Origin of the sequence: Chryseotalea sanaruensis (genome assembly GCF_003990915.1) — a bacterium.
In the GTDB taxonomy this organism is placed as follows: Bacteria; Bacteroidota; Bacteroidia; order Cytophagales; family Cyclobacteriaceae; genus Chryseotalea; species Chryseotalea sanaruensis.
This window is the reverse complement of sequence record NZ_BHXQ01000008.1, coordinates 118,417-144,267: the sequence shown is the minus strand read 5'-3', so window position 1 is coordinate 144,267 and position 25,851 is coordinate 118,417. Positions and strand designations below refer to the sequence as shown.

Sequence of the window (25,851 nt, the reverse complement as noted above, 5' to 3'; positions counted from 1 at the left end):
TACATTTTAGAATTCAACCTTTGATGTAGTCAGTGGTTCACGTCACTCACTTAAACATCAAAGGTTGAATAGCACTGCAGAGAATTGAATGATATCTTAAATCGCTTCTTAATTGTCTGACTTCAGGGCTTTCTCTACACCAATATTGCTAAAGGCAAAAGAGAAATCGAATCGTATTTCCGGATAGGTTACCGTTTTGCCATTAAACTTTTGAGAATGGATACTGCCATCCAGCTTAAGAGCAACACTTGGAATCGGCCGGTAAACTACACCGAGGGAAGGTTTCAGAAATTCTCCATCATCAGCCAGTCCTGCTTCATCATCTCCTCCATACTCTTTGTTTTGGATAACCTCTGGATGACTCATCCAATCAAGAAATACATAGGGCACAAACTGACCAACATCAGTTTGAATATCGTAACCCAACCGTAAGTACCAGGTTTGAACATCAAAGGATGTTGTGGTAACAACGTCAGCAGTAGTAAGTGAACCATTAGGTGTAGAAGCATTAGCTCCCAAAAAACGTTCGCGTTGGTTTTGGTTGATGTTTGCATTATTAACCAAAATCAACACATTGTTTGGGTCTCGCTCAGCATTATGCTTTGAGTTATAGAATTCAGCTTGCAATAAAAATTTACCAAGTTGTTTTTCAACATACAAACCAACAATGGTAAAATTATCACCGGCCATCCAGGGAAGTACACCGCCTTGTGGTGGTCCAGCGCCCAGGCCAACTGTAGAAACTGTTTTTTCTCCGTTGATACTTGATGAATAACCCGAAGTACCAACAATGATGGACTGCGTAAATGATTTGTAGCGCAAGTCCCAACCCAAAGCGAATAACTTTTGAGCAGGACCTCCTTCACCATTGTCCGTCATTAGTGCATATGATATAGAACGTTTTCCATTATTGAAATTTCCATGAATCATAAAGTTGGTGGTGCGTTCCAAGAAGAGGTGGTCTGTATCTAACATTTCAGGTGGTTCAATTCCGATAAACGTAGGCACTTGGTCAAGCCTTTCATTGTACAGTCCAAACTTCCGGTACATCTTTCCAATTCTAATCTGAAAGGCATCCCTCACTAAAAAATTCCCCCAGGCATTTCGTACCTCAACCAAGCCATCGTTATGTGCCAGGTTGAATAAGAACCCAATGTTCTTCGATAGATTCCCCTGGCCATAAATATGAAAATTCCGCACGGGTGTCCATTCTGTAGGATCATTTCTTCTCAATGTTTCTATTCCGTTTAGTGAAGGATAACTAAATGTTTTTTGAAGATTAGAGTTGATGTATCCATACAAGTAAAAATTTTTGTCGACCAAATCTAAACTAAGCAAATCTTCAAGACTCATGTCAAAGAGGTCGGTAGGGGTTGCAACCAAGGGTTCCTGCTGGGCAAATCCAAGGGTTGAACAAAAAGCAAAAAGGCAAGCAAACAATAACTTTCTCATACATTTCGAGGGTTTAAAATGATTTGGTGAGTAAAGAATGAAATCGCTGATTATACCATAAAACCAGTAGACAGCGCCTTGGGGTATAAGAAAGTTAGCCGATTTTTATTACAAGTCAAGGCTCAAAAGACATGATTCCATTGAATTGGTTATACCTACGTAAGTATTTTTACTTAGAGTAAAATTGAATGTTTGCTTATTCTCTGAATGCGTAATTCAGAGAAGATTTACATTGTTTTAAAAAATACGGTAAAGTCAAATATTCGCACCAGATGTGCGTAGAGTCAAGCTACAACAGTTTAATTTACTCAGTGGCTTTCACTTTTTTATTACTTAAAAAAATCATCCCGATAACAAGCGTAACAGCAGCAATACCTATCGGATACCACAAGCCCGCAAAAGGATCACCCCCTGGATTTGCATCAGTCTTACTTGCAATAAATAAACTGGTGGCGATAAAAGGAGTCATGCCACCAAATACACCATTGCCAATATGATAAGGCAGTGACATGGATGTATAGCGAATGCGGGTAGGAAAAAGTTCGACAAGAAATGCAGCAATCGGACCGTACACCATTGTAACAAATACAACTTGTATCCACACAAAAAACACCATCAACCAAAATTGCCGATCCGACAATTGCCAGGCTGATTTTGGTAAAGCATCAGCGCTTTCGCTTAATTTTATTTCAAGTGTACTACCATCAGTATATTGCTGAATGGATGTGGTGACTACTACCTGAGCATCCTCAAGCAACTCTGTTTTTTTAGTAATGGTTTTGCTATCCGTAATTTCGGTCTTCAGCGAAACATCAGTGAGCGCATACATTTGTTTGTAAATAGGTCTGTAAAAAATAATCGCCAGCAACATGCCCAGCATCATAATCATCTTTCTGCCAATTTTATCAGAAAGCCAACCAAAGTAAATAAACAGCGGTGTGCCTAGCAGTAAAGCCACAGCAATGATGTTACGTGTTTGTACGAAGTCTACTTTACAAGTGGTTTCAATAAAGGTCATGGCATAAAACTGACCAGTGTACCAAACCACACCTTGCCCAGCGGTGGCACCAAATAAAGCGATCAACACTAATTTCAGATTCTCTTTATTAGCGAAACTTTCTTTCAATGGATTTTTAGAAATCTTTCCTTCAGCTTTTATTTTGGTAAAGAGCGGAGATTCGTCCATGCGCATGCGTATAAAAATAGAAACCACCACAAGCAAGGCAGATAATAGAAAAGGAATACGCCAGCCCCAGTCAGCAAAAGCTTCGACACCCACATACTGTCGGGTAGCTAGGATTACGCCAATCGAAACAAATAGCCCTAGCGTTGCAGTAGTCTGAATAAAACTGGTGTAGAAACCACGTTGTCCCAGAGGTGCGTGCTCGGCAACATACGTGGCGGCACCACCATATTCTCCACCAAGGGCAAGTCCCTGAATCAGTCGTAGAATTAGAACAAGCAGAGGCGCAAAAAGCCCGATGGAACTATAAGAGGGTACAAGACCTATTGCAAAGGTAGAGCCACCCATCAGTACCAGCGTCATTAAAAAAGTATACTTACGCCCAATTAAATCACCGAGTCTACCAAACACCAAGGCACCGAAAGGTCGCACCACAAAACCTGCTGCAAAGAAAGCAAGCGTTGAAAGGATTGCAGTTGTAGGATTTGATTTAGGGAAAAACTGTTCCGATAGTATAGTAGCAAGGCTTCCAAAAATATAGAAGTCGTACCATTCAATGAGAGTACCCACAGATGAAGCAGTAATCACAAACCAAAGTCCTTTCTTTGAGGTTGGGGCAGAAGATGTTGACATACAATAAAGTTGAAAGGAAATATAATCAGAATAAAAATACCATGATTAACTTTTTGTGTTCAGAATCAATCAGGATGCAATCAGTTTTGATCTGCTCTCGAATTTGTCATTCGCAAGCTCTATCACAGGATTTCAAATCTTTTAATCATTAGGGCTAGCTTTTCGCATGCTTATCAATGGCTTCAAGCAGTTCCTGAATGCTTTCGCAACGCTTACCATTTGAAATTTGAAATTTGAAATTTGAAATTTCAATCTTCAATTCTCCATTTTCTCCGACTTCATATCCACATCGTTCCAAAGCATTCTTCGTCCACAAATATTCATGACCTTCACCCACAAGATTTATTTTAACACCTCGGTAGCTTTCATGAAAAACCTTGCCCGTCTTTAAATCAAAACCCTTAAACTGAAAAATACGATCAAGCGAACCATCAAGCACTAAATCTTCCGGTATACCCGTTAGTAGTTTCTGATCATCAGCTAGCCACAATAGATCAGCAGTCTGCAAAGCAAGATCCAGCTCATGTGTAGAAACTAAAATTGCTTTGTTGCTTTGTCGCGCGAGCTTGCGCAACGTGTTCATTACCTCAACACGATTATTTAAATCAAGATGAGCAGTAGGTTCGTCTAACAAGATAATTGGTGTGTCTTGTACAATTGCACGTGCAATCATTACCATTTGCAACTGCCCGTCACTTAAGGTATTAATATCTTTGTCAGCAATGCTTTTAAGATGGAGCAACTTCAAAGCATCCTCAATAACAACTTCATCAACTGTGGTTAACTGTGCATGCCAGTTTAAATACGGGTAACGCCCATAACCTATAAGTTCACGCACGCGCATGTGCATGGCATGCACACGATCGGTAAGTACAATCGCTATCTTTTTTGAATTTATGTTTGTCGAGGAAGATGAGAGTGGAGCCGTTAAACCTGCCATTGTTTTTAACAAAGTAGATTTACCTATTCCATTAGGCCCCATAAAGCAGACCAATTCACCGGCCTTTAAGGTAAGGTCTATACTATCGAATAGAACTTTGGAAGTGTTACCCTGTCGGTAGCCTACACTTAACTTGTTAAATGATAAAGCTAACTCAGACATAAATTTTCCTTCCTCGTAGAATAATCCAAATCACAACAGGGGCACCAATCAAAGCTGTTATCACATTAATAGGAAGTACGAAACGAGCACCTGGTAGTTGGGCGATGCTATCACATAATAGTAGGAGTGAGGCTCCCCCCAATACAACTGCAGGTACTAACGTTCTATGATCAGAAGTTTTAATCCACAACTTAATCAGATGAGGAACAGCTAAACCGACAAAAGCGATTGGACCACAAAAAGCTGTAACAGCACCTGCCAATAAACTCGCAGTAATAATCATTAACAACCTGGCCTTTGCAGGTTTGATGCCCAGGCTCAACGCATAGCTATCACCCAGTTGCCAGGCATTCAAAGCCTTTATATTAATTACAGACAATGTTACCCCAATTACTAAAGCTAATGCCAGGATACTAAGCTCCGTAATATCAAGTCCCCCCAGACTACCGAAAGTCCATATCAGAAAATATTGTTGGTCTTCCGCTCGGCTGGTAAACTGTAACACACTTACTAAAGAAGCCGTAGCAGCACCAATCATTAAGCCTACTATTAATAAAGAAGTATTGTCTTTTACTTTAGATGCTATTGCCAGTACAATAAGCAATACTACACCCGAACCTAAGCAGGCGGCAATAGCAATACTCCAGGAAGAGGGCAGGAGCGACAAACCTTTAGCACCTGCCATAAAAACAAATGAAACTGCTAAACTGGCGCCCGCACTTAAGCCGAGTACATCAGGGCCTGCCAGCGGGTTGCGAAACAAAGTTTGCATTTGTAAACCACCTAAACCAAGTGCTGCCCCCGCCAATAAAGCAGTCAGTGCCTTAGTAAGTCTAAAGTCAAGTACAATATTTTTCCAGATTGGGTTCTCAGTTTCCATTCCAAAAAGTGCGCGCACAATTTCCTTCAGTGGAATACTAACACTCCCGATAGAGAGATTTATAACGAATAATGCCACTACTAAAAATAGCAGAAAAGTCCATTTATAACGCAAAAAAGCCTGTTTTCTCATCTAATGGGAGCTGGCGACAATGTTAGTGCTTTTCTATCAGTCAACACCCTAAAAAGTGCAAAAAGCGCTGATTTACAGAAATTTTTGAGCACACTATTGGTTACAAGGGATTAGTTCCTATCTTTGCAGTCCTTTTTCAGCCCAGTGTGCCAAAAACGCATTGAAAACGCATAAAAAGGGGAAGGCTCCGAAAGTTTCGGAGTCAGAAACTAACAAAACAAGGAAAATATCATGCCTGGTATTATTGGAAGAAAAGTAGGTATGACCAGCATTTTCGGTGCGGAGGGTGAGAATATTGCCTGTACTGTTATCGAAGCCGGCCCTTGTATCGTAACTCAAGTGAAAAACGTTGAGACTGACGGATACAGAGCTGTGCAGCTTGCCTTTGGTGAAAAGAAAGAAAAAAACACCAGCAAGCCTCTGCTAGGACATTTCAAAAAAGCTAACACTACCCCTAAGAGGGATGTAGTGGAGTTTCGTGATTTCCGAAAAGAGTATGACGGAATGGTCGAACTCGGTAAGGAAATTCGTGTACAAGATGTATTCGTTGAAGGCGACTTTTTGGACGCTGTAGGTACATCAAAAGGTAAAGGTTTCCAGGGTGTTGTAAAGCGCCATAATTTTGCTGGTGTGGGTGGTCAAACTCACGGTCAGCACAATCGCTTACGTGCACCTGGATCTATGGGTAACGCTTCATTTGCTTCTCGTGTACCAAAAGGTAAGCGTTTAGCAGGTCGCATGGGTACTGACCGCGTTAAGGTTACAAACCTTAAAGTGGTAAAGATCATGCCTGAGCAAAACTTGATCGTAGTAAGTGGTTCCGTTCCCGGACATATTAATGCAACCGTAATTCTTCAGAAGTAATGGACATTTCAGTTGTAAAACATAGTGGAGAAAACACCGGTCGTAAAGTAGCTTTATCGACTGAAGTGTTTGGAATTGAGCCAAACGATCACGCAATTTACTTAGACGTAAAAAGCATCCTCGCTAATCAGCGTCAGGGTACTCACAAGGCTAAGCAGCGTAACGAAATCTCAGGTTCTTCTAAGAAATTAAAGAAACAAAAAGGTACAGGTGGAGCCCGTGCGGGTAACATCAAAAACCCTCAGTTCAAAGGTGGTGGACGTGTATTCGGCCCTCAACCTCGCGACTATTCTTTCAAGCTTAATAAGAAAGTTAAAGACTTAGCACGTAAATCAGCTCTGTCTTATAAAGCAAAAGATAACGCCATTGCTATAATTGAAGACTTCAACTTTGCTGAAGCTAAAACCAAGCAATACGTAAAAATGCTAAGCGCACTTTCACTAGGTGATAAGAAGACTCTTGTAGTACTTCCTGAAGTAGTGAAGAACGTAGTGTTGTCAGGACGCAATATCCAGAAGACAAAAGTTACTACTGCTGATCAGATCAATACTTTTGATGTGATGAATGCAGACAACGTAATCTTCGTGGAAAGCTCCATCAACAAAGTTGTAACCTTATTAAATAAAGAATCATGAGCGTATTAAAGAAGCCATTAGTAACAGAGAAGGTTTCTGCCATGAATGAAAAAGGCAAGTACGGCTTTATTGTCGATACAAATGCTAATAAGGTAGAGATCAAAAAGGCTGTGGAAAAGCAGTACGGAGTAAACGTGAAAAGCGTTAACACCATGAAGGTAATGGGCAAATTCAAAGTTCGTTATACTAAAGCGGGTGTACTTGCCGGACGCAAGCCTAATTATAAGAAAGCCATCGTAACATTGGCTGCAGGTGAGGTAATAGACTTTTACAGCAACGTATAATATATAGACTATGGCGTTGAAGAAATTAAGACCAATTACACCGGGTACTCGTCACAGACTAGCTCCTTCTTTTGATGACATCACTGCATCAAAGCCGGAGAAGACGTTGTTGGCTACCCGTAAGAGAACTGGTGGAAGAAATAGCAAGGGTCAGATGACCATGCGTTATATCGGTGGTGGACACAAGCAAAAGCTTCGTATCATTGATACAAAGAGAAATAAGTTTGGCGTTCCTGCTACTGTAAAAGAGATTGAATACGATCCAGGACGTACAGCACGTATTGCCCTTTTGCATTATGCAGATGGTGAAAAAGCTTATGTTTTATCTCCTGCAGGTTTAAAGGTTGGTCAGGTTGTAATGAACGGACCAGACGTACCACCTGAAGTAGGTAATGCACTGCCTCTTTCTAAAATTCCATTGGGTACCATCATCTTCAACGTAGAGTTGAAGCCTGGTAAAGGTGGAGCTGTAGCAAGAAGCGCAGGTTCTTTCGTACAATTGTTAGCACGCGAAAATGGTTATGCAGCATTGAAGATGCCTTCAGGCGAAATGCGTAACGTATTAGAAACTTGCATGGCAACAGTGGGATCAGCTTCAAATCCTGATCATATGAACGAAAGTGTAGGTAAAGCAGGTCGTAACCGTTGGAGAGGCGTTCGTCCTCGTACACGTCCGGTTGCAATGAACCCTGTTGATCACCCGATGGGTGGTGGTGAAGGTCGTGCCTCTGGTGGTCACCCTCGTTCTCGTAACGGGTTGTACACAAAAGGTAAGAAGACTCGTCACCCTAAGAAGTATTCTGATCGTCTAATCATATCTAGAAGGAAAAAATAATGGGACGCTCGATTAAAAAAGGACCGTATTGCGATTTCCGCCTTGCTAAGAAAGTCGAGGCTGCGGAAAAGTCCGGTAAAAAGTCAGTGATCAAAACATGGTCAAGAAGATCAACCATTCTTCCTGATTTGATTGGTCACACATTCGCAGTTCACAACGGAAATAAATTCATTCCGGTTTATGTAACTGAAAACATGGTGGGTCACAAGTTGGGCGAATTCGCTCCGACCCGCACTTTCAAAGGACATTCCGGTAACCGTAAAGATTAGTGAGTCATGGAAGCGACAGAAACTAAAAAGATAAAGAAATCGGTATTGAAGCGCGAAAAGCGTGATGCTAAGAAGGAAGCTGCTAAAACAGGTCCGGTTGTAGCAAAACTTAAAAACGTGCCTTCATCACCCCGCAAGATGAGACTGGTAACTGACCTTATTAAAGGACAGCGCGTAGGCCAGGCTTTGAATATCCTGAAGTATCAACCACAAATCGGTGCTGAGAAGTTGGAGAAACTCCTTCTTTCTGCTATCGCTAACTGGGGAAATACACACGAAATGAAAATCGAAGACGCAGATCTGTTTGTAAAAGAGATTTGGGTTGACGGTGGTCGTATGCTAAAGCGTATGAGACCTGCTCCGCAAGGAAGAGGTTACAGAATACGCAAACGCTCTAACCACGTAACATTAGTGTTAGGAAGCTTAGCATCTGAAAACAAGGTTCAATCTGCTGAAACGAAATAAGAATGGGACAGAAAATTAACCCGATAGGTTTTAGATTAGGTGTCGTTCGCGGTTGGGATTCCAGCTGGTTCGGAGGCAATACCTTGTCAGAGAAACTCGTAGAAGATCAGAAAATTAGAAAATACGTAGACGCTCGTATACCTAAAGGCGGTATCGCTAAAGTGGTAATTGAGCGCACACTGAAGCGTATCACCTTAACCATTCACACGGCTCGCCCGGGTGTGGTTATCGGTAAAGGCGGTCAGGAAGTTGACAAGATCAAAGAAGAATTGAAGAAGCTTACCGGCAAAGATGTTCAAATCAACATCTTCGAAATTAAGCGTCCTGAATTGGATGCGAAATTGGTAGGAGAATCAATCGCTCAGCAAATCGAAGCGCGTATTTCTTACAAGCGTGCCATGAAGCAAGCAATTGCATCTGCCATGCGTGTTGGTTCTGAAGGTATCAAAGTGAAAGTTTCTGGTCGTTTGGCTGGTTCTGACATGGCGCGTACTGAACAGTACAAAGAAGGTAGAATTCCTTTGCACACCCTGCGTGCAGATATCGATTACGCAATTTCTGAAGCACAAACTGTTTACGGAAAGATTGGTATCAAAGTATGGGTATTCAAAGGAGAAGTATACGGTAAGCGTGATCTTTCTCCTAACGTAGGCGCAGCAGCTAATGCAGCAGCAGGCCAGGGCGGTGGAGATAATCGCGGTGGCGACAGAGGCGGTCGTGGTGGTGATCGTGGCGGCAGAGGTCGTGGCGATAATCGCGGTGGCCGTAGTGGCGACAACAGAGGTGGCGGTCGTGGCGGTGATAACCGTGGCGCAAGAGGCCCTAAAAATTAATTAGAACAGGTAAAGCTTAGGAATAATGTTACAGCCTAAAAGAACCAAGTTTAGAAAAATGCAGAAAGGACGCGTTAAGGGTATTGCCACTCGTGGGCACTCTATCGCTTTCGGTTCTTTCGCCCTCAAGTCGCTCGAAGGCGGCTGGATCACAGCTCGTCAGCTTGAAGCTGCTCGTATCGCGGTTACACGCGCTATGAAGCGTGAAGGACAAGTTTGGATCCGTATATTTCCAGATAAACCAATTACCAGAAAGCCAGCCGAAGTTCGTATGGGTAAAGGTAAGGGTGCACCTGAATATTGGGTAGCGGTAGTGAAGCCAGGTACTATTCTGTTTGAAGCAGGTGGTGTTAACATGGCCACTGCAAAAGAAGCGATGCGTCTTGCTGAAGGTAAACTTCCAATCAAGACAGCCTTCTCAGTAAGAAGAGATTACGTAGAAGCACAAATAGCTAAGTAATGAAAAACGCAGATATCAAAGCATTGACTGTTGTTGAACTAAACGAGAAAATTGTTAGCGAGAAGGAAACTCTCCGCAAACTACAATTCGCTCATCAGGTGTCAGCTATAGAAAACCCAATGAAGTTACGCGAAACCCGCCAACTCATTGCGCGTCTCAATACAGAATTAACCGCTAAACAGCGCAACGCATAATTCCTATGGAAACAGTAGAAAGGAATTTCAGAAAAGAAAAAGTAGGTAAGGTCGTTAGCAATAAAATGCAAAAGACTATTACAGTTACTGTAGACAGAAAGGTGAAACACCCTATTTACGGTAAGTTCGTAAACAAAACAACGAAGTTCAAAGCTCATGATGAGAAGAATGAAGCGGGTATTGGTGATACAGTACGCATCATGGAGACTCGTCCTTTGAGCAAGGACAAGCGTTGGAGATTAATTGAAATCTTAGAAAAAGCCAAGTAATCATGATAACCACCGAATCCAGATTAACCGTTGCCGACAATAGTGGCGCAAAAGAGGTTTTATGTTTTCACGTTCTTGGCGGAACTAAAAGACGTTCAGCTTCTGTAGGCGATAAAATTGTTGTAACTGTTAAATCAGCTACACCAACAAGCCAGATTAAGAAAGGTACTGTTTCAAAAGCAGTTATCGTTCGTACAAAGAAGGAGATCAGACGTAAAGATGGTTCTTACATCCGTTTCGAAGACAACGCAGCTGTGTTGTTGAACAATCAGGACGAGCCACGCGGAACGCGTATTTTCGGACCTGTTGCGCGTGAACTTCGTGAGAAGCAGTTTATGAAAATTATTTCATTGGCCCCTGAAGTGTTATAAGTCATGGAAAGAAAATTTAACAAACAACCTAAGTTGAACATCCGAAAGGGCGACACTGTACAAGTGATTGCCGGAGACGACAAAGGTAAAAGTGGTAAAGTGTTGGAAATTCAGGCTGTTAAAAACAGAGCTGTAGTTGAAGGCATTGCCATAGTAACCAAGCACACAAAACCTTCTGCAGGTAAGCCTGAAGGAGGTATTAAGAAAACAGAAGGTACGATCAACATTAGTAACCTTATGTTAGTAGACCCTGCCAGCGGCAAACCTACACGTGTAGGCCGTAAAAAAGATGCAGAGGGTAACTTGCAACGTTTCGCTAAGAAAACCGGAGAAATCATTAAGTAATGGCAACGCCTAGATTAAAACAGAAGTATCAGGAGGAAATCATGACTGCGCTGAAAGAGAAATTTCAGTATAAGTCAATCATGGAAGTCCCTAAAGTAGAAAAGATTTGTATCAACAAAGGTATGGGGATAGCCGTTTCCGACAAGAAGTTGATCGATGTGGCCTTGGAAGAGATCACAACGATTGCTGGTCAGAAAGCAGTGTCAACCAAATCCAAGAAGGCGATCTCTAACTTTAAGTTACGTGAAGATCAACCAATCGGTGTACGTGTTACCCTTCGCGGTGATCGTATGTACGAATTCATGGATCGTTTGATGAGCATCTCTCTACCTCGCGTACGCGATTTCAAAGGCGTTAGCGCTAAAGGATTCGATGGTCGCGGTAACTACACCCTTGGTGTTAAAGAGCAGATTATCTTCCCTGAAATTTCGATAGATAAAGTAACGAAAATCAGCGGTATGGATATCACGTTCGTTACGAGCGCAAAATCTGATGAAGAAAGCTTTGAATTACTAAAAGCATTCGGGATGCCGTTTGCAACTAAAACTAACTAGTATGGCGAAAACATCTGTAATCGCAAGACAAACAAAAAGAGAACACTTAGTAGCAGTTTATGCCGCTAAGAGAAAGGCTCTTAAAGAAGCAGGCGACTATCTGGCACTAGATAAGTTACCGCGCAATGCCAGCCCGGTTCGTTTAAAGAACCGTTGCAAACTTACTGGTCGTCCTAAAGGATATATGGGTAAGTTCGGTATATGCCGTAACCAGTTCCGCCAGATGGCATCTGATGGAAAAATTCCTGGCGTAACCAAGGCTTCTTGGTAAGCTAAAATTCAAAATAGCAGATTCGAGATTCCTTATTTTGAATCTGAAATCTTGAATTTTGAATTAAAAACACATATTGCTGCTGAGTATCCAGGTCGATTAAATTCGAAACCAGATAACAGTTTGAATTTTAAAAAAAGTTCAATATCTTTGCAGCCCGGTTTTAAACGGGCTTGCTTTTTTAGCGAAAAATTGGAGAAATAATGACGGACCCAATAGCAGATTATTTAACCCGGTTGCGTAATGCGATCAAAGCCAACCACAAAGTGTTGGAGATACCCGCAAGCAACCTTAAGAAGGAGATCACCAAGGTGTTGTTCGACAAGGGTTACATCCTTAACTACAAGTTTGAGGACGGGAAGAATGTACAAGGCATCATTAAGATAGCTTTGAAATACAATCCTGAAACAAAAGAGAGTGCCATTTCGCATTTGGAGCGCGTTTCAACTCCAGGTTTGCGCCAGTATGCAGACGTAGCTTCAATGCCACGCGTGCTTAATGGTTTAGGTGTTGCCATCGTGTCTACCTCTCGTGGGGTAATGACTGACAAGGAAGCACGCAAGCAGAAAGTTGGTGGTGAAGTTTTGTGTTACGTTTATTAATCGATTACGAGCATGTCACGAATAGGTTTAAAACCAGTTTCAGTTCCTGCAGGTGTAACGATTACAATCGGCAAGGACAAAGTTAGCGTGAAGGGCCCTAAGGGAGAACTTCATCAGGCTATCGACCCTGACTTTCAGGTGAAGAATGAAAATAATGAATTAACTGTAGTGCGTCCTACAGAACAGAAAAGGCATAAGGCATTACACGGTTTGTACCGTGCGCTTATCGCTAATATGGTAGAGGGTGTATCTAAAGGTTACAAGCAACAATTAGAATTGGTTGGTGTGGGTTACAAAGCCACTGCTCAAGCAAACGTATTAGAGCTTAGCCTTGGTTATTCTCATAGTATATTCTTAGCTGTTCCTTCAGAAATTAAGGTACAGGCTATGCAAGAGAAAGGTCAAAACCCTACCATTATTTTGGAAGGTATTGATAAGCAGTTGATCGGACAGATCTCTGCAAAATTAAAGTCGTTGCGTAAGACTGAGCCTTACAAAGGTAAAGGTGTTCGCTTCACAGGTGAGTATGTACGCAGAAAGGCTGGTAAGGCTGCTGCTAAATAATATAGCATCATAGCTAGTAAAAACTAAAACTATGGCAGGCAAATTAGGAAGAAGAGACAGGATCAAGAAAGGAGTTCGTAAGAAGATCTCTGGAACTACTGAGCGTCCAAGACTATCAGTGTTCAGAAGCAATACAGCAGTATCTGCCCAATTGATCGATGATATAAAAGGTGTAACCTTAGTAGCAGTAACTACACGTGAGTTAGGCGAGAAGGCAACCAATAGTATGGAAAACTGTAAAGGTGCTGGCAAGAAGATCGCTGAAAAAGCAATCGCAGCTGGTGTATCCGAGATCGTATTCGATCGTAACGGTTACCTGTATCACGGAAAAATTAAAGCATTTGCAGAAGGAGCCCGCGAGGGTGGTTTAAAATTCTAAACAACGAATATGTCGGCAAGCAACATAAGCGCAGTAAAGGCAAGTGAAATCGATCTTAAAGAAAAGGTCGTAGCCATTCAGCGCGTAGCGAAAGTAGTAAAAGGTGGACGCAGATTCAGCTTCGCGGCTATCGTAGTAGTGGGTGATGGAAATGGTGTAGTAGGCTACGGTTTAGGAAAAGCAAATGAAGTTACAGATGCAATTGCTAAAGGTATCGATGATGCTAAGAAGCACCTTGTAAAGGTTCCTGTTATTAAAGGAACTGTTCCGCACGAGTCGTTAGGCAAGTTCGGTGGTGGTTTCGTATTGTTGAAGCCAGCTTCTCCTGGTACAGGTGTTATTGCCGGTGGTGCGATGCGTGCTGTATTAGAAAGTGCTGGTGTACACAATGTATTGGCTAAGTCAAAAGGTTCTTCAAACCCGCACAATGTGGTGAAGGCTACCTTCAAAGCTTTAACCAGCATGCGTGATCCTTTCTCCATTGCGAGAAACAGAGGCGTTTCTTTATCAAAAGTTTTCAACGGCTAATCGAACACGGTTATGGCGAAAGTACAGATACAACAAACCCGCAGCATCATTAAGCGCCCTTATACACAGCAGCTTACAATGCAAGCCTTAGGCTTGGGTAAAATGAACAAGACGGTAATTCACGAGAACACTCCGCAGATTGCCGGTATGATCAGAAAAGTAAATCATTTGATCACCGTTAAAGAAGTTAAGTAATGAAATTACATACACTAAAGCCTGCTGAAGGATCAACCAAGACTAACAAGAGACTAGGCCGTGGCCAGGGCTCTGGCGGTAGCACTGCAGGTCGTGGTCATAAAGGTGCCAAATCTCGTTCAGGTTACTCACGTAAGCCTGGTTTCGAAGGTGGTCAGATGCCTTTAGTAAGACGCGTTCCTAAATTCGGTTTCACTCCGCTCAATAAGATTACTTTCAAAGCAGTTAACCTCGATGTTTTAGAGGATCTGGCCGCTAAAGTAAAAACTGATTTGACTTTAGAAGTATTGATTAACAACGGTGTTGTTAACAAAAGAGATAAAGTTAAGGTGTTGGGTCGTGGCGAATTAAAATCTAAAGTGAATGTTCAAGCTCATGCTTTCTCTGATGGTGCTGTTAAGGCAATCGAAAAAGTAGGTGGAACTGTTACAACTGTTAAGTAATGAAGCGCTTTTTTCAGACTATAAAGAACATTTTTTCCATTGAGGACTTGCGCGTGCGCATCCTTAACACAATGGGCTTTCTGATTATCTTCAGATTAGGATCTTATATTGTGTTGCCGGGCATTGACCCTGCCGCATTAACAGGTGCTCCTCAAGAAGGTATTTTGGCCCTGTTAAACACCTTCTTAGGTGGTTCTTTTAGTCGTGCATCAATTTTTGCATTAGGTATTATGCCATACATTTCGGCATCTATCATTGTGCAACTATTGACTGTTGCGGTTCCTTACTTTCAAAAAATGCAGAAGGAAGGTGATTCTGGTCGCAAGCGTTTGAATCAAATCACTCGTGTGCTGACTATACTGATCACTGGTTTCCAATCTTACGGTTACATCAGAGGCACTATACCGAACGAAGCAATCATAAATCCTGGTTTCTTCTTCTATTTCTCAGCTATTGCTATCCTGATTGGCGGAACAATGTTCTGTATGTGGTTAGGTGAGAGAATTACAGATAAAGGTATTGGTAATGGTATCTCTATGCTAATCATGATTGGTATAGTATCTCGTTTCCCTGGTTCTATCATTGATGAAGCGGTTAATAACCGTGGTTTAAGTGGTGGTATCATATTCGTAATTGAATTGCTTGCTTTGTTTGCTGTAGTAATGGGCGTGATCCTGATTACACAAGCAACACGAAGAATTCCTATTCAATATGCTAAGCAGGTTGTTGGTAATAAATTATATGGCGGCAAACGCGATTTCATTCCTTTGAAATTGAACTCAGCTGGTGTAATGCCAATCATCTTTGCGCAAGCGTTAATGTTTATACCTGCATTAGTAGGTGGTATTTGGAGAGATAGTGAAGCTGGTGCTTATATCGGTTCGACTTTCTCAGACTTTACCTCTTGGCAATACAACGTAGTGTTTGGTTTGTTAATCCTGTTGTTTACATTTTTCTACACAGCGATAACCATTAACTCTAACGACATTGCTGATAATTTGAAAAGAAACGGTGGTTTTGTACCAGGTGTTAAGCCAGGTAAGCAAACTTCTGAATTTATAGATACCGTTTTATCGCGCATCACATTACCAGGTGCAATATTCCTGGTGATTATAGCGGTTATGCCTGCATTTGCAGTAATAGCCGGTGTTGGACAAAATTTTGCACAGTTCTTTGGAGGAACTTCATTGCTGATTCTTGTAGGCGTAGTGCTTGACACGCTTCAGCAAATAGAAAGTTACTTACTCATGCGTCATTACGAAGGCATGATGAAGTCTGGCAGAGTAAAAGGACGTTCTCAATTTGCTGCAGCTTAAGTGCTGAATGGTTCACTTAAAGACTGAAGAGGAAGTAGCAATCATCCGCGAAAGCGCCCAAATACTTGGGAAAGCGCACGGTGAAGTAGCTAGACGAGTGAAGGCTGGTGTTAAAACCAGTGAACTCGACAGAATTGCTGAAGAGTATATTCGTGATAATGGTGGGATTCCATCATTTAAGAATTACAACGGCAGTTTTCCAGCTTCTCTTTGCATTTCAGTAAACGAAGTCGTAGTACACGGTTTTCCGGGTAGTTACGAACTGAGAGATGGAGATGTAATATCAGTTGATTGTGGGGTCTATTTTAAAGGATTCCACAGTGACTCTGCATACACTTATCCTTTGGAAGGTGCTTCTCAAGAGAAGTTGCTTCTGTTGGAAAGAACACTTGAATCACTCTGGTTGGCAATTGCTCAGGCAAAAGCTGGAAACAGAATGGGAGATGTGGGTTATGCAATTCAAAGTTATGTAGAAAGCTTTGGGTACGGAGTAGTAAGAGAACTGGTTGGTCATGGTGTTGGAAAACAACTGCATGAAGATCCTGAAGTACCGAACTACGGAAAACGTGGTAAAGGAGTGAAGTTGGTACCGGGAATGGTCTTCGCAATTGAGCCGATGATTAACATGGGTACCCGTAATGTGGTACAGGAGAAAGATGGTTGGACAATTCGTACATCGGATAGAAAACCCTCTGCGCATTTTGAGCACATGGTTGCGGTTTGGGAAGGAAAAACGGATGTATTGACAACACACCAGTATATAGAAGAAAATTATAGCTATAAGTGGCGAAGCAAAAGTCAATAGAACAAGACGGTACCATTACAGAAGCGTTATCAAACGCAATGTTCAGGGTACAATTAGAAAACGGGCACGAAGTATTGGCCCATATTTCTGGCAAGATGCGCATGAATTACATACGTATTTTACCGGGTGATAAGGTAAGACTTGAAATGTCTCCTTATGATTTAACAAAAGGAAGAATTGTATTTAGATACAAGTAACTGTTATAGAGATGAAAGTAAAAGCATCCATTAAAAAGCGCAGCGCTGATTGCAAGATTATCAGACGAAAAGGTAAGTTGTATGTAATCAACAAGAAGAATCCTCGTTTTAAGCAGAGACAAGGTTAAACTGTGAACTAACAACTAAGAACGAACAACGAATTAATATAAAGACATGGCAAGGATACAAGGTGTCGATATTCCGGATAACAAGCGTGGCGAGATAGCCCTTACCTATATCTATGGTATAGGCAGAAGAAGAGCGCAAAGCATCCTAACACAAGCGGGCATTACCTACGACAAAAAAGCGAAGGATTGGAATGATGATGAAGCGAACGCAATTCGTGGTATCATTTCTGAACAATTCAAGGTTGAAGGTATGCTGCGTTCAGAAGTTCAGATGAGCATTAAACGTTTGATGGACATCGGTTGCTACCGTGGCTTACGTCATCGTAAAGGCTTGCCTGTGCGCGGACAAACTACCAAGAACAACGCACGTACTCGTAAGGGTAAGCGTAAGACGGTAGCGAATAAGAAGAAGGCAACGAAAGGTTAATTGATATAAACACTTTTCAATAATGGCGACTGCTGATAAGAAAAAAGATAAATCGAAAAAGCGTGTAGTAAATGTAGAGGCTGTTGGTCAGGCTCACATCCGCGCTACGTTCAACAATATTATTGTAGCAATGACCAATTCTACAGGTCAGGTGATCACATGGTCATCTGCTGGTAAGATGGGTTTCAAAGGCTCTAAGAAAAACACTCCTTATGCTGCACAGATGGCAGCTCAGGATTGTGCAACTAAAGCTTTTGAGTTGGGCTTGCGCAAGGTTGAAGTATTTGTGAAAGGTCCTGGTGCAGGTCGCGAGTCAGCGATTCGTACTATTCAGATCGCTGGTATTGAAATTACCACGATTAAGGACATGACACCACTACCGCACAACGGTTGCCGTCCTCCTAAGGCGCGCAGAGTATAATCTACACGTAAGTAGAGAAATTTTGAATTTGAAATTTTGAATCTGAAATAATAAAAACATGGCAAGATATACCGGGCCAAAAGTGAGAATATCAAGACGCTTCAATGAGCCTGTAATGGGCGAGAACAAAGCGTTGCAGAAGAAGAACTATCCTCCAGGCATGCATGGCAAAACCAAGAAACGTAAGGTTTCTGAATATGCTACGCAGTTGGCTGAAAAGCAAAAAGCAAAATATATCTACGGTTTGTTAGAACGTCAGTTTGCAAAGATGTTCGATAAAGCCTCTCGTAAGAAAGGTGTTACCGGTGAAGTATTGCTTCAGTTATTGGAAGCAAGACTTGATAACACTGTGTACCGTTTAGGTATTGCACCTACACGCAGAGCTGCACGTCAGCTGGTTATTCACAAGCACGTTACTGTAAACGGAGAGATCGTAAACATCCCTTCTTTCAGCTTAAAGTCTGGTGATGAGATCGGTGTTCGTGAACGCTCTAAGTCTCTAGAAACTATTTCGAACAGCTTGTCTGTTCAGTCAGCTAAGAAGTACGCTTGGTTAGAGTGGAACAATTCTGAAATGATCGGAAAACTGTTGCACATTCCTTTGCGCTCTGATATACCTGAAAATATCAACGAACAGTTGATCGTTGAATTGTACTCTAAGTAATTCTTAACGAAAAAGAACCTGACTATGTCAATACTTGCGTTTCAAATGCCGGAGAAGGTTGTAATGGAAAAGGCCGATGATTTTCACGGTACTTTTACCTTCAAGCCTCTGGAAAAAGGATATGGTGTTACAATGGGTAACGCTCTCAGAAGAATTTTGCTTTCTTCACTAGAGGGTTATGCCATAACAGGTGTTAAGATTCCTGGTGTATTGCACGAGTTTTCTACTGTAGAAGGTGTAGTTGAGGATGTAGCTGAAATTATTTTGAACCTGAAAATGGTTCGTTTCCGCAAGATCAATGACAACAACGATACTAAGATTACGGTTAGTGTTAAGAAACAAAAGCAATTGAAGGCTGGCGATATCGCTAAGTTTACTTCAGCTTTTGAAGTATTAAACCCTGAGCATGTTATCTGTAACATTGACGAATCAGCCAATATCGAAATTGAACTGACAGTTGAAAAAGGCAGAGGATACCTGCCTGCAGAAGAAAATAAGCCTAACGAACAAGTTTTTGGTTTCATTCCTATCGATGCAATTTTCACTCCTGTGAAAAATGTAAAGTTCAGCGTAGAGAACACTCGCGTTGAGCAGAAGACTGACTACGAAAAACTAGTAATCGAAATACAAACAGATGGTTCTATCCATCCTGAAAAAGCATTAGAAGGAGCAGCTCATATTTTGATTCAGCATTTCCGTTTATTCTCTGATAAACCTATAGAGCAAGAAACAGGCAAGAATGCAGAAGAGGAAGTTGTTGATGAAGCTATGCTTCACATGCGCAAGTTATTGAAGACTGGTTTACATGACCTTGATCTTTCAGTACGTGCATACAACTGCTTGAAAGCAGCTGATGTAAAAACATTAGGCGAACTTGTTCAATTAGAGATTTCAGACATGATGAAGTTTAGAAACTTCGGTAAGAAATCATTAGCTGAATTGGAGCAACTAGTAGCAGACAAAGGTTTGACCTTTGGTATGGACCTTTCCAAATATAAGTTGGACGAAGATTAAGAGAATTTTGCGATCATGAGACACGGTAAGAAAATAAACCACTTAGGAAGAAAGCACAGCCACCGCGCGGCATTATTGTCGAACATGGCATCTTCCCTGATTATTAATAAGCGCATCACTACTACAGTAGCGAAGGCTAAAGCTTTAAAGAAATATGTTGAGCCTTTGCTAACTAAAGCAAAGACTGATTCTACACACTCACGCAGAACTGTGTTCTCTTACCTTGGCAACAAGGAGTCTGTGAAGGAATTGTTTGGTGAAGTAGCTGCAAAAATTGCAGACAGACCAGGCGGATACACACGGATTATCAAATTGAGCGATACTCGTATTGGTGACAATGCTGAGGTTTGCTTGATGGAATTGGTTGACTTCAACACACTTTACACTAAAGAAGGTGGAGAGAAGAAGGCGAAAACAAGAAGAGGTCGTACTAAGGCTAAAACAACTGCAGAAGGTACTGAAGCTACTGCTGTAGAGGAAAAGCCAAAGAAGGCTAAGAAAGCTGATAAAACTGAAGGCGAAGCGGAATAGTGGAACACAAAACACATATAAAAGGGATTGAGTCTGACTCAATCCCTTTTTTGTTTTTCACGGTTTGGAGCCTTAAATGGTTGTTTGGGAGAAAATTGCTAGTGGACTGGACAGGTTCAAACGAGTGCGGAAGTTTATTCGCTATTAAAGAGTAGTATTAATATTAGAAACTTATTTTTGTTAAAGCGTATTAAAATGAAAGTTGATAAGAAAGCATATTTGTTATTGGAAGACGGTTTACTGATAGAAGGTGTAGCCGTTGGTAAGGTGGGCACTAGTGGTGGTGAAATTTGTTTCAACACGGGTATGACCGGCTATCAGGAGATTTATACTGACCCGTCTTACTTCGGGCAGGTGGTAGTCACTACTGCCTCACATATCGGTAACTACGGAACGATTGATGAAGATCAGGAATCAAACCACACTCAGGTAGCTGGCGTAGTAATTAATGATTTCTCTGAAGATCACAGTCGTAAGGGTGCAAACGACAGCCTGCAAACCTATCTTGAAAAGAATAATGTTGTTGGCATTGCAGGTTTAGATACACGCATGTTAGTGCGTTACATCCGCAGCAAAGGCGCTATGAATGCTTTGATCTCGTCTGAGCTTACGCCTGAAGAAATGAAGGAGCGCATTAAGCACGTGCCATCAATGGATGGCCTTGAACTATCTTCAGTAGTGTCTACAAAGGAATCTTATTTCTTCGGTGATGAAAATGCATCTGTTAAGGTTGCTGTGCTAGATCTGGGTATCAAAAGAAATATATTGAACAACTTGTCAAAGCGTGGTTGTTATTGCAAAGTATTTCCTGCAAAAACTTCATTTGCTGAAATGGCCAAGTGGAATCCCGATGGTTATTTTATTTCTAATGGCCCTGGTGATCCTGCTGTAATGGATTACGCAATTACAACTGTAAAAGAAATCCTAGACGCCAACAAAAAGCTTTTCGGAATTTGTTTAGGTCATCAGATACTTGGTCTTGCTTCCGGACTTTCAACTTATAAAATGCACCATGGTCATCGTGGCTTAAACCATCCGGTAAAAAATCTATTTACAGGACTAGGGGAGATGACTTCGCAAAATCATGGTTTTGCTATAAGTGAAAAAGAAAGTAAAAAAAATGAAAAGGTTGAGGTGACACATCTTCACCTAAATGACAATACCATCATGGGAATCCGAAGAAAAGATAAAGATGCTTTTAGCGTACAATATCACCCTGAAGCTTCTCCAGGACCACATGATTCAGTTTATCTGTTCGATCAGTTTATTGAATTGATTAGAGCTAATGAATCAGTAACGAGATAATTTTAAATTTCAAATCTTAAATTTAACATCGATATGAGTTTAATCGAAAGTGTACATGCCCGCCAGATTTTAGATAGTCGCGGAAATCCAACAATTGAAGTTGAAGTAACTACATCAGCTGGTGCGTTTGGTCGCGCGGCTGTTCCATCAGGTGCCTCTACAGGTACGCATGAAGCGGTAGAGCTTCGTGATGGTGATAAGAAGAAGTACATGGGTAAAGGTGTGCTTAAGGCTGTAAACAATGTAAACTCAAAAATTTCTGAAGCTATTGTTGGGTTCCCAGCTTACGAACAAAACCTGATCGACAAGATCATGATTGAGTTAGATGGTACGCCTAATAAAGCAAAGTTAGGAGCGAATGCAATTTTAGGTGTTTCAATGGCAGTTGCTAAAGCAGCAGCCATGGAGTCCGGGTTGTCATTGTACAGATACATTGGTGGTGTAAGTGCCAACACTTTACCAGTGCCAATGATGAATATCTTGAATGGTGGTAGCCATGCTGATAACTCAATCGACTTTCAGGAGTTTATGGTAATGCCTGTTAAGGCTGATACATTCTCTGATGCATTGCGTATGGGTACTGAAGTGTTTCATACATTGAAAAAAGTATTACACGATAAAGGACTTTCTACAAACGTTGGTGATGAAGGTGGTTTTGCACCTAATATCAAATCAAACGAAGAGGCAATTGAAATTGTAATCAAAGCAATTGAGAAAGCGGGTTACAAGCCAGGTGTGGATATTTTCATCGCTATGGATGCTGCTGTATCTGAGTTCTATGATGCAAAATCAAAAACATATACATTCCATAAATCAGATGGTAAGAAATTAAAGTCTGATGAGATGGTTGAGTATTGGGCTAAGTGGGTGAAGAAATATCCTATCATTTCTATTGAAGATGGTATGGCTGAAGATGATTGGGATGGCTGGAAGAAACTAACAGACAAAGTTGGAAGCAAGGTGCAGTTGGTAGGTGATGATTTGTTTGTGACTAACGTGAAACGTTTACAACAAGGTATAGATACTGGTGTTGCTAACTCAATTCTTGTAAAAGTAAATCAGATTGGTTCACTAACTGAAACAATAGCAGCTGTAAACTTGGCTAAGAATAATTCTTACAAGAGCGTAATGTCGCACCGCTCTGGCGAAACAGAAGATAACACTATTGCAGATTTAGCAGTGGCGTTAAATACTGGTCAGATCAAGACTGGTTCTGCTTCACGTTCAGATCGTATGGCTAAATACAATCAATTAATTCGCATTGAAGAAGAATTGGGTGAGACAGCTTACTTCCCTGGTTTGAAATTCTAAAAATATTCTTTATTTCAAAGTGTCTTGGTATCTATTCGGATTATTAATTTCCGAATTGTATATCAAGACATTTTTATTGCCTGCATATCTAAAATCCAGTGGTTGGATTGTCGAAGAAGCTATGTGCTCACTTCAAATAGAAAACGCCTTTCAATCTTGCTTCTTCCCAAGGTCTTTGTTTCCCTTCAGAAAGTCGTTCAACACTGTTACGTGTATTCATGAAAATATCTTCAATACGCTGTGAAGTTTGAAGTTGCTTTAGCAATTCGCCAGTATAGAGTCCGTTGGTTCCTGTGCCATCAGAAGCAACAGAGCCTGGATCTGTGGAGTAAGCAATTAGAGTTCCACTGGGAGCATTAACTCGGGCAAGACCTGCCCCACCTCTTTTACCTGCAGGGAAGGGGTTGTTACGACAAGCATCAAGTATTACCATGTTTAAACCTTCATCATTGGCAAACTCCATGGTGTTCAAAACACCGGTTAATGGCACACACTTTTGTTTAATATCTAAATGCGATTGAATGTCAGCATCAACAGGAACCAAATAGTTTACACCATCTACTTCCATGCCATGCCCTGCGTAAAAGAAAATGGAGACATCTACATCTTGAATTTTATCACCAAAAGCATAGACGGCATTTTTCATTTTTTCATAAGTAGCGTTTTCAAGGAGTATTACCTCAAAACCTAAATCTTTTAAAGTTGCAGACATACTCTTGGCGTCATTTACCGTGTTCACCAATTTGCCAGCTGCGCTATAATCGGCATTGCCAATAACCAGTGCGACTCTCTTTTTGTAATTAGCACTCTGCGTAGTGTGTGCCGATTTAGTTGTAACCTGTGGTTCGCAGTTAATATAAATATCTTTTTCAATCACCTGCGATGATGAATTTTGCGCGGCAACCCTTATTCTGTTTTTACCAGGACTAAGTTCTACAGGTGCTAAGAAAGTTCCATCTGGATTCAATGAAATTTTCTGATCATTGATAAACAATGCATTGATCCGATCAAGGCCCTCTATTTTACCCTCTACTGTTAAAGAAGTACTTCTCACCGTTTCTTCACCATAATTTCTATTCACCGGAGGATTGGTGATTCTAATTTCTGAAGGATTGTTACGGATTACATCATATAAGTAAACATTTCCAGCTGCCGAGCCTACAGCTAGAATACTCCCGTTTTCAGAAAGTGATATGCTACTGGGTTTTTCATCTATCGATGTGCCTTGTCTTATTTCACCTTTGTCGAGGTTGACAAGAAAAATATTACGCGTGTCTTCGCAGAAGTAAGTAATGCTGGATGATGTTGGCCCCATTGTCATGCCATCAATACGATATTGCAATGAGATTCTTTTGTTTTCTTGTCCGGTAGTCCAGTCGTAGCTGATAAGCACATTTCTGCGCTCAGGTTGTTGTCCTGCTTTTAATCCACCTTTAGGTATAAAAACTTCTTGCATACCTACAGCAAAAAAATCCGCACCACGACTACTGGCAGCAGATTGAATAACAGAACGTGAGTTGGCATACTCTCCACTTTGTAATTTTAATTCGCGAAGGAATCGTTGATTGATGACCTCCCAGCTAAAAGTATTACCGATGTTATTGATCACCGCTAATTGTTGACCAAACCGATCGAACCCCATGAATAAGGAATTTTTTACATCACCCACTGTTGCAATACGTGCCTGCGTCATGTTCGCGCGTAAATCAAACACTTCGATAAGTCCCTTCTTACTGAGGCTTGTAATAAAAAGTTGATTAGGATCAATTGTAACCAACATGGGATCGTTGAAGCGCTGGGTTCTTGTTGTTTTAGCAAAATCTTTTAGTGCATACTCGACTAGTTCACCATCTGTTTTTACAGCGATCAGAGAATTATTATTGGTCAGAAAATTTAACAATAAGCATTTCCCTACCCCTTTCTGGGTATGTACAATGGTATTACTCTCAGTATCATAAATGACTATGTTTCCTTTGGTGTCGCTGCATGCTATTAAACGACCATCATTAGAGATGGCGAGTTTATCAATACCCGTTTTAGGGGATGCAGCATACTTACTCAATGGTGTAAGAAAAATATCTTGCGCTTGAGTTACAGTAATACAAATGGTGAAGAACAGAAACGATACCAGTGATAACCTTAGCTTAGTCATAATGGAAAAAATACTTGAAAGAATGAATGAGTAAAAACACCTAATTTTCTAACATAATGTTGATGAGGCATTATTCTGTCTTGCCAATAATCACACCAATACCGATGTTAAGTTGAAAAGTTGGGCTCACAACATAATCATCGAAACTGGGATAGGAGTTAGCAAGGTTAATTAAGTAGTTCATGTTGGCGTCAAGATTAATTCTTTCAGTAATGAAGTACTTGATGCCTGCATATGGTCCAAGGTTCATAGTAGAGTAATCGCCAATAGGGAGATAGTTAATTTCTGCACCGCCATAAGGCATAAACTTGGCATCTGCAGTTAAAAAAGAGTAAGTTCCATATAAACCAAGACCAACGTTTGCTCTTAACTTATTTTCGGTTTTTGAGGGATCGCTTGCTCTGATAGGAACAGGCTCTCCAAAGAAGAAAATGTTGGGTTTTAATCCCATTTCAATATTCTGCGTAAAGAACTTACCTATTTTCAGGTAGACATTTCCAGAGTATGACTTGTCCTCAACTCCATTGAATGTTGTTTTGTTAGACACGTAGTTTCCTGAAAATTGTATTGATAAATCACCAGCTTGTTGTTGCGCTTGAGCGCCAAAAGCCAATACTACAATTGCGAGGGTTAGTATTTTTTTCATGGTTGTTTATTTGAATTAAAATTAACAAATGGTTTTGACTTTAGAGAATGCAATGCATGCAGAGTATTAAGGTGTTAGATAATAAGGATAATTGCTAAGAGAAGCAAGTTTTAATAAATAAAATATTTAATAAGAACTTTAATCAATGATAAAAAAAATCTTTATAATATTGTAGCATAGTTGGTGAGTTGT

Annotated in this window: 37 protein-coding genes; 31 read left to right on the top strand and 6 right to left on the bottom strand. The window is 41.0% G+C overall.

The features are described 5' to 3' along the window. Positions 1-108 precede the first annotated feature (108 nt). From SanaruYs_RS19135 to SanaruYs_RS19120, 4 genes are all read right to left on the bottom strand, one after another. Positions 109-1,452 carry a putative porin gene (locus tag SanaruYs_RS19135; protein ID WP_127124226.1) on the bottom strand — a complete coding sequence of 448 codons (1,344 nt, stop codon included), beginning with the start codon at positions 1,450-1,452 and terminating at the stop codon, positions 109-111. 304 nt (positions 1,453-1,756) lie between these two features. Further along, positions 1,757-3,268 (bottom strand): MFS transporter, encoded by a 1,512-nt coding sequence (locus SanaruYs_RS19130; RefSeq protein WP_127124225.1) that lies wholly within the window; start codon positions 3,266-3,268, stop codon positions 1,757-1,759. Between the two features lie 154 nt (positions 3,269-3,422). Then, positions 3,423-4,370, bottom strand: coding sequence for an ABC transporter ATP-binding protein (locus tag SanaruYs_RS19125; RefSeq protein WP_127124224.1), 948 nt, complete (start codon positions 4,368-4,370; stop codon positions 3,423-3,425). Further along, positions 4,363-5,382, bottom strand: coding sequence for an iron chelate uptake ABC transporter family permease subunit (locus SanaruYs_RS19120; protein ID WP_127124223.1), 1,020 nt, complete (start codon positions 5,380-5,382; stop codon positions 4,363-4,365). The genes SanaruYs_RS19125 and SanaruYs_RS19120 overlap by 8 nt, the downstream gene beginning before the upstream one ends. Before the next feature lie 231 nt (positions 5,383-5,613). Between SanaruYs_RS19120 and rplC the strand changes: the two genes are divergently transcribed. The 31 genes from rplC to eno all read left to right on the top strand — a co-directional run bounded on the left by rplC (position 5,614) and on the right by eno (position 22,861). Beyond that, complete coding sequence (gene rplC, locus SanaruYs_RS19115) at positions 5,614-6,246, top strand: 50S ribosomal protein L3 (protein ID WP_127124222.1); 633 nt, start codon at positions 5,614-5,616, stop codon at positions 6,244-6,246. Further along, positions 6,246-6,881: a 50S ribosomal protein L4 gene (gene rplD, locus SanaruYs_RS19110; RefSeq protein ID WP_127124221.1), complete on the top strand. Its 636-nt coding sequence runs from the start codon at positions 6,246-6,248 to the stop codon at positions 6,879-6,881. Before rplC ends, rplD begins: the two co-directional genes overlap by 1 nt. Then, the gene (rplW, locus tag SanaruYs_RS19105; protein WP_127124220.1) at positions 6,878-7,165 is read left to right on the top strand and encodes a 50S ribosomal protein L23; all 288 of its coding nucleotides are present in this window, start codon (positions 6,878-6,880) and stop codon (positions 7,163-7,165) included. Before rplD ends, rplW begins: the two co-directional genes overlap by 4 nt. A gap of 10 nt (positions 7,166-7,175) precedes the next feature. Then, on the top strand, positions 7,176-8,000 hold the full coding sequence (rplB, locus tag SanaruYs_RS19100; RefSeq protein ID WP_127124219.1) for a 50S ribosomal protein L2: 825 nt from the start codon (positions 7,176-7,178) through the stop codon (positions 7,998-8,000). Beyond that, positions 8,000-8,269, top strand: a complete 270-nt coding sequence (rpsS, locus tag SanaruYs_RS19095; protein ID WP_127124218.1) for a 30S ribosomal protein S19 — start codon at positions 8,000-8,002, stop codon at positions 8,267-8,269. Before rplB ends, rpsS begins: the two co-directional genes overlap by 1 nt. A gap of 6 nt (positions 8,270-8,275) precedes the next feature. Then, the gene (rplV, locus tag SanaruYs_RS19090; protein WP_127124217.1) at positions 8,276-8,734 is read left to right on the top strand and encodes a 50S ribosomal protein L22; all 459 of its coding nucleotides are present in this window, start codon (positions 8,276-8,278) and stop codon (positions 8,732-8,734) included. 2 nt (positions 8,735-8,736) lie between these two features. After that, on the top strand, positions 8,737-9,567 hold the full coding sequence (gene rpsC, locus SanaruYs_RS19085) for a 30S ribosomal protein S3 (protein ID WP_127124216.1): 831 nt from the start codon (positions 8,737-8,739) through the stop codon (positions 9,565-9,567). Between the two features lie 25 nt (positions 9,568-9,592). After that, positions 9,593-10,027, top strand: coding sequence for a 50S ribosomal protein L16 (rplP, locus tag SanaruYs_RS19080; RefSeq protein WP_127124215.1), 435 nt, complete (start codon positions 9,593-9,595; stop codon positions 10,025-10,027). Beyond that, positions 10,027-10,221, top strand: a complete 195-nt coding sequence (rpmC, locus tag SanaruYs_RS19075) for a 50S ribosomal protein L29 (RefSeq protein WP_127124214.1) — start codon at positions 10,027-10,029, stop codon at positions 10,219-10,221. Before rplP ends, rpmC begins: the two co-directional genes overlap by 1 nt. A 5-nt stretch (positions 10,222-10,226) precedes the next feature. After that, the gene (rpsQ, locus tag SanaruYs_RS19070) at positions 10,227-10,490 is read left to right on the top strand and encodes a 30S ribosomal protein S17 (protein WP_127124213.1); all 264 of its coding nucleotides are present in this window, start codon (positions 10,227-10,229) and stop codon (positions 10,488-10,490) included. A gap of 2 nt (positions 10,491-10,492) precedes the next feature. Continuing rightward, complete coding sequence (gene rplN / locus SanaruYs_RS19065) at positions 10,493-10,861, top strand: 50S ribosomal protein L14 (protein ID WP_127124212.1); 369 nt, start codon at positions 10,493-10,495, stop codon at positions 10,859-10,861. A 3-nt stretch (positions 10,862-10,864) separates the two neighbouring features. Next, complete coding sequence (rplX, locus tag SanaruYs_RS19060; protein ID WP_127124211.1) at positions 10,865-11,206, top strand: 50S ribosomal protein L24; 342 nt, start codon at positions 10,865-10,867, stop codon at positions 11,204-11,206. Further along, complete coding sequence (rplE, locus tag SanaruYs_RS19055; protein ID WP_127124210.1) at positions 11,206-11,760, top strand: 50S ribosomal protein L5; 555 nt, start codon at positions 11,206-11,208, stop codon at positions 11,758-11,760. Before rplX ends, rplE begins: the two co-directional genes overlap by 1 nt. A 1-nt stretch (position 11,761) precedes the next feature. Beyond that, positions 11,762-12,031, top strand: a complete 270-nt coding sequence (gene rpsN, locus SanaruYs_RS19050; protein WP_127124209.1) for a 30S ribosomal protein S14 — start codon at positions 11,762-11,764, stop codon at positions 12,029-12,031. A 203-nt stretch (positions 12,032-12,234) separates the two neighbouring features. Further along, complete coding sequence (gene rpsH, locus SanaruYs_RS19045; RefSeq protein ID WP_127124208.1) at positions 12,235-12,633, top strand: 30S ribosomal protein S8; 399 nt, start codon at positions 12,235-12,237, stop codon at positions 12,631-12,633. Positions 12,634-12,645: 12 nt separating this feature from the next. After that, positions 12,646-13,197 (top strand): 50S ribosomal protein L6, encoded by a 552-nt coding sequence (rplF, locus tag SanaruYs_RS19040; RefSeq protein WP_127124207.1) that lies wholly within the window; start codon positions 12,646-12,648, stop codon positions 13,195-13,197. A 31-nt stretch (positions 13,198-13,228) separates the two neighbouring features. Then, on the top strand, positions 13,229-13,576 hold the full coding sequence (gene rplR, locus SanaruYs_RS19035; protein ID WP_127124206.1) for a 50S ribosomal protein L18: 348 nt from the start codon (positions 13,229-13,231) through the stop codon (positions 13,574-13,576). 9 nt (positions 13,577-13,585) lie between these two features. Continuing rightward, positions 13,586-14,104, top strand: coding sequence for a 30S ribosomal protein S5 (gene rpsE / locus SanaruYs_RS19030; RefSeq protein ID WP_127124205.1), 519 nt, complete (start codon positions 13,586-13,588; stop codon positions 14,102-14,104). 12 nt (positions 14,105-14,116) lie between these two features. Next, a complete protein-coding gene (gene rpmD / locus SanaruYs_RS19025) occupies positions 14,117-14,299 on the top strand; it encodes a 50S ribosomal protein L30 (RefSeq protein ID WP_127124204.1) in 183 nt (60 codons plus the stop codon). Then, on the top strand, positions 14,299-14,742 hold the full coding sequence (gene rplO / locus SanaruYs_RS19020) for a 50S ribosomal protein L15 (protein ID WP_127124203.1): 444 nt from the start codon (positions 14,299-14,301) through the stop codon (positions 14,740-14,742). The genes rpmD and rplO overlap by 1 nt, the downstream gene beginning before the upstream one ends. Continuing rightward, positions 14,742-16,058, top strand: a complete 1,317-nt coding sequence (gene secY, locus SanaruYs_RS19015; protein ID WP_127124202.1) for a preprotein translocase subunit SecY — start codon at positions 14,742-14,744, stop codon at positions 16,056-16,058. The genes rplO and secY overlap by 1 nt, the downstream gene beginning before the upstream one ends. Positions 16,059-16,065: 7 nt before the next feature. Then, complete coding sequence (map, locus tag SanaruYs_RS19010; RefSeq protein ID WP_127124201.1) at positions 16,066-16,863, top strand: type I methionyl aminopeptidase; 798 nt, start codon at positions 16,066-16,068, stop codon at positions 16,861-16,863. After that, on the top strand, positions 16,842-17,060 hold the full coding sequence (infA, locus tag SanaruYs_RS19005) for a translation initiation factor IF-1 (protein ID WP_127124200.1): 219 nt from the start codon (positions 16,842-16,844) through the stop codon (positions 17,058-17,060). The genes map and infA overlap by 22 nt, the downstream gene beginning before the upstream one ends. Positions 17,061-17,071: 11 nt before the next feature. Next, on the top strand, positions 17,072-17,188 hold the full coding sequence (gene ykgO / locus SanaruYs_RS19000; protein ID WP_073141609.1) for a type B 50S ribosomal protein L36: 117 nt from the start codon (positions 17,072-17,074) through the stop codon (positions 17,186-17,188). 46 nt (positions 17,189-17,234) lie between these two features. Then, positions 17,235-17,615 carry a 30S ribosomal protein S13 gene (rpsM, locus tag SanaruYs_RS18995; RefSeq protein WP_127124199.1) on the top strand — a complete coding sequence of 127 codons (381 nt, stop codon included), beginning with the start codon at positions 17,235-17,237 and terminating at the stop codon, positions 17,613-17,615. A gap of 22 nt (positions 17,616-17,637) precedes the next feature. Further along, positions 17,638-18,036 (top strand): 30S ribosomal protein S11, encoded by a 399-nt coding sequence (gene rpsK / locus SanaruYs_RS18990; RefSeq protein ID WP_127124198.1) that lies wholly within the window; start codon positions 17,638-17,640, stop codon positions 18,034-18,036. 58 nt (positions 18,037-18,094) lie between these two features. Beyond that, entirely contained in the window at positions 18,095-18,700 is a 606-nt protein-coding gene (gene rpsD, locus SanaruYs_RS18985; RefSeq protein WP_127124197.1) for a 30S ribosomal protein S4, read from the top strand. A 24-nt stretch (positions 18,701-18,724) separates the two neighbouring features. Next, on the top strand, positions 18,725-19,714 hold the full coding sequence (locus SanaruYs_RS18980) for a DNA-directed RNA polymerase subunit alpha (RefSeq protein WP_127124196.1): 990 nt from the start codon (positions 18,725-18,727) through the stop codon (positions 19,712-19,714). Between the two features lie 15 nt (positions 19,715-19,729). Then, positions 19,730-20,245 (top strand): 50S ribosomal protein L17, encoded by a 516-nt coding sequence (gene rplQ, locus SanaruYs_RS18975; RefSeq protein ID WP_127124195.1) that lies wholly within the window; start codon positions 19,730-19,732, stop codon positions 20,243-20,245. A gap of 195 nt (positions 20,246-20,440) precedes the next feature. Then, complete coding sequence (carA, locus tag SanaruYs_RS18970) at positions 20,441-21,550, top strand: glutamine-hydrolyzing carbamoyl-phosphate synthase small subunit (protein WP_127124194.1); 1,110 nt, start codon at positions 20,441-20,443, stop codon at positions 21,548-21,550. 33 nt (positions 21,551-21,583) lie between these two features. Beyond that, positions 21,584-22,861 carry a phosphopyruvate hydratase gene (eno, locus tag SanaruYs_RS18965; RefSeq protein WP_127124193.1) on the top strand — a complete coding sequence of 426 codons (1,278 nt, stop codon included), beginning with the start codon at positions 21,584-21,586 and terminating at the stop codon, positions 22,859-22,861. 127 nt (positions 22,862-22,988) lie between these two features. Here the strand turns inward: eno and SanaruYs_RS18960 are convergent, their stop codons facing one another. Together SanaruYs_RS18960 and SanaruYs_RS18955 are read right to left on the bottom strand one after the other, a co-directional pair. Next, positions 22,989-25,013, bottom strand: a complete 2,025-nt coding sequence (locus SanaruYs_RS18960) for a caspase family protein (RefSeq protein WP_127124192.1) — start codon at positions 25,011-25,013, stop codon at positions 22,989-22,991. A gap of 70 nt (positions 25,014-25,083) precedes the next feature. After that, positions 25,084-25,659: an outer membrane beta-barrel protein gene (locus tag SanaruYs_RS18955; protein ID WP_127124191.1), complete on the bottom strand. Its 576-nt coding sequence runs from the start codon at positions 25,657-25,659 to the stop codon at positions 25,084-25,086. Positions 25,660-25,851 lie beyond the last annotated feature (192 nt).